General features: G+C 70.8%; 8 protein-coding genes and 3 pseudogenes. 4 read left to right on the top strand and 7 right to left on the bottom strand.

Annotated features, from left to right (window positions below; genetic code table 11):
* Positions 1 to 287: 287 nt before the first annotated feature.
* A pseudogene (locus ACGFXC_RS37410) lies at positions 288 to 600 on the bottom strand (transposase family protein); the annotation flags it as partial.
* A 92-nt stretch (positions 601 to 692) separates the two neighbouring features.
* Here ACGFXC_RS37410 and ACGFXC_RS37415 point away from each other — a divergent pair.
* Positions 693 to 1,115: a hypothetical protein gene (locus tag ACGFXC_RS37415; protein WP_393719412.1), complete on the top strand. Its 423-nt coding sequence runs from the start codon at positions 693 to 695 to the stop codon at positions 1,113 to 1,115.
* 2 nt (positions 1,116 to 1,117) lie between these two features.
* On the opposite strand, the pseudogene ACGFXC_RS37420 reads toward ACGFXC_RS37415, so the two are convergent.
* Positions 1,118 to 1,919, bottom strand: a pseudogene (locus ACGFXC_RS37420) (transposase); the annotation flags it as partial.
* Between the two features lie 169 nt (positions 1,920 to 2,088).
* Positions 2,089 to 3,003 carry an IS5 family transposase gene (locus tag ACGFXC_RS37425; protein WP_393719413.1) on the bottom strand — a complete coding sequence of 305 codons (915 nt, stop codon included), beginning with the start codon at positions 3,001 to 3,003 and terminating at the stop codon, positions 2,089 to 2,091.
* Positions 3,004 to 3,034: 31 nt separating this feature from the next.
* On the opposite strand from ACGFXC_RS37425, the pseudogene ACGFXC_RS37430 reads away from it, so the two are divergent.
* The 3 genes and pseudogenes from ACGFXC_RS37430 to ACGFXC_RS37440 form a co-directional block, all read left to right on the top strand.
* Positions 3,035 to 3,169 (top strand): annotated as a pseudogene (locus ACGFXC_RS37430) (IS110 family transposase); the annotation flags it as partial.
* Positions 3,170 to 3,519: 350 nt separating this feature from the next.
* Positions 3,520 to 3,927: a YciI family protein gene (locus ACGFXC_RS37435; RefSeq protein ID WP_351831245.1), complete on the top strand. Its 408-nt coding sequence runs from the start codon at positions 3,520 to 3,522 to the stop codon at positions 3,925 to 3,927.
* A 7-nt stretch (positions 3,928 to 3,934) separates the two neighbouring features.
* Entirely contained in the window at positions 3,935 to 5,080 is a 1,146-nt protein-coding gene (locus tag ACGFXC_RS37440) for an RNA polymerase sigma factor (protein WP_393719414.1), read from the top strand.
* A gap of 20 nt (positions 5,081 to 5,100) precedes the next feature.
* Here ACGFXC_RS37440 and ACGFXC_RS37445 read toward each other — a convergent pair whose 3' ends face one another.
* The 4 genes from ACGFXC_RS37445 to ACGFXC_RS37460 all read right to left on the bottom strand — a co-directional run.
* Positions 5,101 to 5,295, bottom strand: a complete 195-nt coding sequence (locus tag ACGFXC_RS37445; RefSeq protein WP_393719415.1) for a hypothetical protein — start codon at positions 5,293 to 5,295, stop codon at positions 5,101 to 5,103.
* A 118-nt stretch (positions 5,296 to 5,413) separates the two neighbouring features.
* On the bottom strand, positions 5,414 to 5,860 hold the full coding sequence (locus ACGFXC_RS37450; protein WP_393719416.1) for a hypothetical protein: 447 nt from the start codon (positions 5,858 to 5,860) through the stop codon (positions 5,414 to 5,416).
* Positions 5,861 to 5,956: 96 nt separating this feature from the next.
* Positions 5,957 to 6,226, bottom strand: coding sequence for a PASTA domain-containing protein (locus tag ACGFXC_RS37455; protein ID WP_393719417.1), 270 nt, complete (start codon positions 6,224 to 6,226; stop codon positions 5,957 to 5,959).
* Between the two features lie 233 nt (positions 6,227 to 6,459).
* On the bottom strand, positions 6,460 to 6,670 hold a 211-nt coding region (locus ACGFXC_RS37460), incomplete at its 5' end, for a hypothetical protein (protein WP_393719418.1).

Genomic DNA, 6,670 nt, shown 5'->3' on the forward strand with positions numbered 1-6,670 from the left:
GGGACCCTGTGGGAGAGTAGGACGCCGCCGAACAATCATTGTGGGAAAGCCCCGCACCAGGTAACTGGTGCGGGGCTTTTCTGCGTTTACGGGCCATTTGCGATCCACGATGGGGCTACCGGCCTTCGGGTCCGGCATAACTCCCCCCCTGAGTCATGCTGATCGGAGTCGACCGGCCGGCCTCCATCGATGACCTGGCCGGCGAGGCGACCCGCGGCGCCAACCGGCTGCACGGCCTGCTGACCCAGCTCCATCCCTTTGCAGCACCCGGCTGTCTCGCTCCGCTGGGCGACTGTGGTGGTGTTGCCGACGGCGTCCTTGGCGCCGGACTCCTCCTGGCCGCGGGAGTCGTGCCTGTTGCCCGGCAACGACCGGCCGACCACGTCGATGATGCGGTCCGCCGCCGACTTCGAGACCCCGAAGAGCGGCGCGAGCTTCCGCATCGTCAAGTCCGTGCGCCAGTGCGCGGCCTCCAGCAGTGCCCGTCCTCCGACGGAAGGCTCCACGGCCGGCCCCTGCGGACGGAGTCCGCGCCCTCGCGCCGCAGAACCGTCACCAGCTTCCGCACACACGCGGGCTCAGCCCGGTGAACGGGGCTATCCAGACACCTCAGGGTCCTAACTCGTCAAGCTTCGGCCGGCGGCCCGCTGTGTAGCCTGTCGATCTGTTCGAACGGGATGAGGGGGCTGCTGGTGGATTCCGAGGGAGCGCATGCCGCGATCCAGCTTCCCGAAGGGTCCTGGTGGGACTGGGACGTTGTTTCGTGGGACCGCGGACAACTCAAGCTCGCCGCTGACCATGATCTGACCTACCACCACAACCTAGAACTGGTCTTCTGTGATCCGCTGATCGTCAGCTGTCCGTCCGTCTTTCACGATCCGGTCTTCCGTGCCCCGTCACCCGACGAGCTTCTGAAGGCCACTCGTCAGCTCAGCGGGAAGCCGCCCGTCGTGGTCGCCTTCGAGGCCGACGCCGGCGGGCAGGATCCGGTCTCGTGCCTGATCGCTGCAGAAAGGCTCGACATCGTCCAGGAAACGGTTCTGCGGTACTGGCGCGAGGATGCAGGACCCGATCAGCGCTTCGCTCCCTGGGTGCGGTCGCCTGAGCGGCCCTAGGGTTAGGCGGCCGATACGCCCACCTCGTCGGGTCGGGCCGGGAAGGCCAGTTCCTCGTCATATCGCTGGTCCTGCCGGAGGCAGTGGTAGCGCTGGCCGATCATGCGGTTGAACAGATTGCGCTGGGCGGCGGCGTGGGCGGTCGTTCTTCACCCAGCGCCGGGTGATGCTGGACTTCTTGCCGGACGCCCGGGTGATGGGCGAGGCGCCGGCGTATGCCTTCAGGCCGCGGGCATCGGCGAACCGCTCTCGGTCGTCCCCGATCTCGACGAGCACCCGGGCGCCGAGCTGGGTGCCGAGGCCGGGGACGCTGAGGACGATCTCAGCGTCCGGGTGCTGCGGGAACGCTTCTTCGACCGCCTCGGCGAGGTTGTCGGCTGGGGCGTAGGCGACCTCCAGTTGCATGAGGAGGGCGAGCATCTGCTTGCAAGTGCGTCCTCGACGAGCTGCGGCTGGTGGGCCCAGTCGGCCCGGAAGACCTCGCGGAGCCGTTCGGCTTCGGCTGCGATGCCCCGCTGGCGGCCGACCCGCTTGAGCGCGGCCTGTAACTGTGTGCGGGTAGGCCGAGCCGCCTTGGTCGGCGTCGGGGCTGCCTTCAAGAGCTCGTGGGCCTCAGGCCGGCAGAGTCCGTTCTTCCAGGCTTTCGCAGCCGTGAGAGCGGCGGGATAGTACTCGCGCAACAGGGATCGGAGTTGGCTGCTGAGCACGTGCAAGGACCGCAACGGCGCGGCCCAGGTCGCTGTCTTGGGGAAGCGGGCGATGGGCGTGCATGTCGGTCCGCAGCACGTTGGCGAGGACCAGGGCGCCGGTCACGAGAGCATCGGGCACCACCGCTCTGGATATAGGGATCAAAGTCCCCAGACGGCTCAAGGCGTCGGCCCGACACCCACGTGACCGCCATCACGGCCAACGCGGCTACCGCTCCAACAGCCCGTCGGGTGCACGTCCCTCAAGGGCCATCGCCATCATCGGATTAAGACGGCTCCATGAACCAGCGCGTGATCTCGTGGGGGATGACGTGTTCACCATGGCTGTGGATGTGGACGGTCGGTTCCATATCCGGATCCTCGTCGGGGACGAACGCCACCGAGAAGGCGGCCCCGGGCAGGTGCCTCTCGGTGCTGGGGGTCTCGGCCGCCGCGGGCACGGCCTCGGTCAGCTCCACAGCACAGGCATTGTCGGGCAAGGCGTAGTGGAACTGGATGGCGTAGTCGGCGAGGTTAGCCGGGTCGCTGCTTGATCTTGTTGGTGCAGCGTTCGACGGTGTTCCGCTGCTTGTAGGCCTCGCGGTCGAAGGCGGGCGGGCGGCCGCCGTGGCGGCCGCGCCGCTGCCGGTCGGTGGCTGGTCGGCAGGCTGTGGGATCACCGCCCGGATTCCGCGCCGCCGCGGGTGCGAACGGATCGCGCGGGACGAGTAGGCCTTGTCGGCCAGGACCGTATCGAGCGTGACCCTGGGGCGGGCCATGACCTGGCTGAACGCCGGTGCGTCACCAGTCTGGCCGGGCGGGATGACGAATGCGAGCGGGCGGCAGCGGCTGTCGGCGGCGAGGTGGATCTTGGTGGTCGGTCCGCCGCGGGAGCGTCCGGGGGCATGGTCGGCGGGTTCGCCGCCCGGAGCCCCTTTCGACGGGCCCCGGCGGCGTGTGGAGTCGCCTTCGGCGTCGGCCTGGGTGAGCAGGGTGGTGAAGACCCTCTCCCAGGTGCCGTCAGCGGCCCACTTCCGCAGCCGGTTGTGGGCGCCCTTCCACGATCCGAAGTGCTGGGACAGGTCCGTCCACGGCGTCCCGGTGCGGTACTTGAACGCCACTCCACCGGCCACCCGCCGAGGCGTCCGATCAGGCAGCACCGGCTCGATGCGGGCCCACTGAGCATCAGTCAACACACACATCAACCAACGATCAGATGATCGGAAGGAAACGCCCTGGTCGCGCCGCTACGACACGAAGATCGCCCAGGGCATGCACCACCACATGCAGGCACTGCTCTGCCTCGCCAGGCGCCGGGTCGGCATCCTCTTTGCCATGCTCCGCGACGGAACCTTCTACGAACCCCAACCCGTCGGGGCGACTCACGCTTGCTTGCCCTCCGCCCAAGCCCATGGTCAGCTGCGGGCATGGGGGGCGAGGATTCCGAGCACTCGGCACTCATCCGTCGCTGCGCTCGCGGGCGGAATCGCTCCCCACGCCGGCTGTTCGCAGCGGGGCGCCGGGCGGCGGATCCTGGGCGGCGAGGAGCTCGAGGGCCTGCCCGGCACGCCGCACACGCGCGGCGACCGGTACGTCGGCGGTCCGCGCGGGAAGGAAGCCGGAAAAACTTCTGGCGGAGATGTCGAGAACCCCGGACCGGCTCCGTCCCCGTAGTGAGCGCGGCCGGAACGGGCCGCACAGCACCGAGGAGACACGCGATGGCCAAGTACCTGCTTCTCAAGCACTACCGGGGCGCCCCGGCCGCGGTGAACGACGTCCCGATGGACCAGTGGACGCCGCAGGAGATCTCGGACCACGTCCAGTACATGCAGGACTTCGCGGACCGCCTCGAAAAGACCGGCGAGTTCGTCGACGGCCAGGCGCTCGCGCCGCAGGGTACGTTCGTCCGCTACGACGGGGAGGGGCGCCCGCCGGTGACCGACGGCCCCTTCGCCGAGACGAAGGACCTCATCGCCGGCTGGATGGTGATCGACGTGGACAGCTACGACCGTGCCGTCGAGCTGGCGGGAGAGCTGTCGGCCGCTCCCGGCGCCGGCGGCAAGCCGATCCACGAGTGGCTGGAGCTGCGCCCGTTCCTGTCCACGCCGCCCACCATCACGGAGTGAGCCCGAGGTGAACGAGGCCCTGCTCCGCACCCTCACCCCGGGCGTACTCGGGATCCTCGTCCGCCGCGGAGCCGACTTCGCGGCGGCCGAGGACGCCGTGCAGGACGCGCTGCTCGAAGCGGTCCGCGTCTGGCCCGCCGATCCGCCGCGGGACCCGAAGGGCTGGCTGGTCACCGTGGCCTGGCGCCGGTTCCTCGACGGGGCCCGGGCGGACGCGGCCCGCCGCCGGCGCGAGGACCGTACGGAGGAGGAGCCGGAGCCCGGGCCCGCCCCCGCGGTGGACGACACGCTCCAGCTCTACTTCCTCTGCGCCCACCCGTCGTTGACGCCGGCGTCCGCGGTAGCCCTGACGCTCCGCGCCGTCGGCGGGCTCACCACCCGCCAGATCGCCCGGGCCTACCTGGTGCCCGAGGCGACGATGGCGCAGCGCATCAGCCGGGCCAAGCGCACCGTCTCCGGGGTGCGGTTCGACCAGCCCGGCGATGTCGCCACCGTCCTGCGCGTCCTCTACCTGGTCTTCAACGAGGGGTACTCCGGTGACGTCGACCTCGCCGCCGAGGCCATCCGCCTCACGCGGCAGCTCGCCGCGACCATCGACCACCCCGAGGTCGCGGGGCTGCTCGCCCTCATGCTCCTCCACCACGCCCGGCGTGCCGCGCGGACCGCGCCCGACGGAAGTCTGGTGCCGCTCGCCCAGCAGGACCGCGGCCGGTGGGACACCGGGTCGATCGCCGAGGGCGTACGGATCCTGCAAGCGGCGCTCGCCCGGGACCGCCTGGGGGAGTTCCAGGCCCAGGCCGCCGTCGCGGCACTGCACGCCGACGCGCCCACCGCGCGGGAGACCGACTGGGTGCAGATCGTGGAGTGGTACGACGAACTCGCGCGCCTGACCGACAGCCCGGTCGTCCGGCTCAACCGGGCGGTGGCCGTGGGTGAGGCCGACGGGCCGCGGGCCGGCCTGGCCGCGCTCGCGGCGGTGGAGGCCTCGGTGCCCCGCCACACGGCGGTGGCGGCGTACCTCCACGAACGGGACGGCGACCTGGAGACGGCGGCCCGCCTGTACGCGGAGGCGGCCCTGGAGGCGCCCAACCTCGCGGAGCGCGATCACCTGACCCGCCAAGCCGCCCGCCTGAACGCCTCCCGGCCGCGCTGACGCAGCCCGGCCGTGGGGGGTCAGCCGGGGTGGACGTGGTCTCCCGCTCGGGGGGAGGGGCGCGTCCGCTGCCCGTACGAGCGGGCCGCCACGGTCAGGGCGATCCCGTAGACGGCGAAGGCGCCCGCTCCGATCCGGCTGACCAGCAGCGCGTCGCCGAGGAGTGGAAGCACTGCCCCGGCCGTGGCCAGGGTCAGGTATCCGGCCCCCACCACGCCGTACGGGCCGAGCGTGGCGGCTCCGAGCAGGCCGAAGCGCCGTTCCGTTCCGAGACCGCAAGCACCTCCTCGCCGGTGATCCCGGCGAAGGTGCCGCCGGACGCCCAGTACGGCTTCATCGCCGTGTAGGGCACGAAGGCCGGCGTTCCCGCCCGGGCGGCGAGCCGGACGCCCCGCGGTGCCGCGGACGGCGTACGTACGGCGGTACGGGAGGGCGGGCGGCCGGAGCGGCCGTGGCCGCGAGCAGCACTGCCCCGACCGCCGCCAGGACCCGGTGCGCAGCGGAGAGCAGCGGCCGCAGCGGTGGCCGGGGCCCGTACAGGACCACCGCTCCGCTGACGGACACGGCCGGCGCCCCCACCGCCACGACCGTCCAGCCCAGCCAGAAGGCCGCTGCGCCGCCACGGTGGTCGAGCAAGGGGGTCCCGCGCAGCGCGCAGGCCGGGCCGAAGCCGGCGTACAGCACCGCCCACAGCGTCGCTGCCCGGGCCACCCAGTGCGGCCATCGTTGCCACTGGGCGTGCCGGGCCGCTTTGATCGTCGTCCGTTTCACACCGGTCATGCTCCGAACGTCCCACCGGCCGGGGGAGGGAGCCTGCTGCCCGGGGAGGAGCGGGCCCTGACCGGTCCGGGGGCGTGCCTGCGGGCTGCTCCTGCTTCAGGGAGAGGGGGGCGTGCCGTCGGCAACTTCCCGGAACTCGATCACGAGGGAGCCCAGCCGGCGCATCCGGGATCCGGGGCCCGGGTTCTGGGCGGTGACCATCCAGACCCCCGGCCAGGTCAGCGCTGCCACCGGCGGCCCGTCCGGATCCGCGGCGGCGATGACCACTCCCGCCTCCCACGCGACGGTCCGGGCCTCGGCAACGGTCAGCCCGACGACGTCGGGCACCGTTACCTCGTCGGCGGTGCTCGGTCCCAACCAGCTCATGTGGCCTCCTTGGAGGCAGCGTCCCGCCGATCCGCGACGGAGGAAAGACCTCCGCCGACTGGGGAGAGAGGGGGCAGATCATGGCTCTGCGCACGCCCGGGCACGCATGGGCGACCTCGTTTTGACACCCCTCAGGCAGGGTTGTAGAGTCAAACGGTTGCCTCGAACCGGACAGGTTCGGCAACCACTCACCCTGCACGAATGAAGATTCGGCGCGGGGTGCATTCGACTCCTCATTCGAGAACGTTGAAGCCGGGAAAACCGGTGGAAAACTTCTGATAGAGTCGGACTCGCCGGAAAGGGAAAGCGCGAAAGCGCAGGACCTGGAAAGCACCGGGGAAATCGGACACGAAAGAGTCTGATAGAGTCGGAAACGCAAGAACAGAACAGAACGAAAGCCCGGAGGAAAGCCCGAGAGGGTGAGTACAAAGGAAGCGTCCGTTC

This window comes from Streptomyces sp. NPDC048507 (assembly GCF_043199995.1).
Classification (GTDB): Bacteria; Actinomycetota; Actinomycetes; order Streptomycetales; family Streptomycetaceae; genus Streptomyces.